This is a genomic window from Cellulomonas telluris, from assembly GCF_004886325.1.
Classification (GTDB): domain Bacteria; phylum Actinomycetota; class Actinomycetes; order Actinomycetales; family Cellulomonadaceae; genus Cellulomonas; species Cellulomonas telluris.
Window position 1 is genome coordinate 1 of record NZ_QXFN01000118.1, and the last position, 512, is coordinate 512.

The 512-nt window shown below is 76.2% G+C and carries 1 protein-coding gene; it reads right to left on the minus strand.

Annotated features, from left to right (window positions below; translation table 11 throughout):
- Positions 1-512, minus strand: a 512-nt coding sequence (locus FB586_RS19645) for a hypothetical protein (RefSeq protein WP_168800637.1), incomplete at both ends; no start/stop codon positions are given.

The window sequence follows — 512 nt, forward strand, 5'->3', positions numbered from 1 at the left end:
GTCGTCGGCCGCGAGCGGGGTGCCGTCGGCCGCGTAGACCGCGAGGACCGTGTCGAGACCGGCCGGCGAGCCCTCGGTGTTGGCGATGATCGACTGGCCCGCGGCCACGTTGATCGCGTAGAAGTCGAAGTCGTTGCTGCCGTCACCGGTCGCGCTGCCGTGCGGGCCGTCGCCGATCGTCGAGGTCGTGCGCACCGCGCCCGAGCCCTCGATGCCGGTGTCGGTCGCCAGGTCGATCGCCCCCTGGTCCTCGGCGGTGGTGATGGTGCGCGGGGCGGCGGCCGCGAGGTCGGCGAGCGCGCCCAGGATCCGCACGCGCGGGTTCTTCGCGGCGCCCGTGCCCAGCTCGGGGACCGGTTCGGCGTTGGGCGCCGTGTCGTTGGAGCCGGCTGTGCCGGCGGGCTCCTCCTCGTCGTGCACGACGGCCGGCGGCAGGACGGCCGTGGCGGCCTGGCGGGGCGCTGCCAGCGTGGAGGACGAGGCCCGCTGCCCGGCCGCGTCGTGCATCCGCT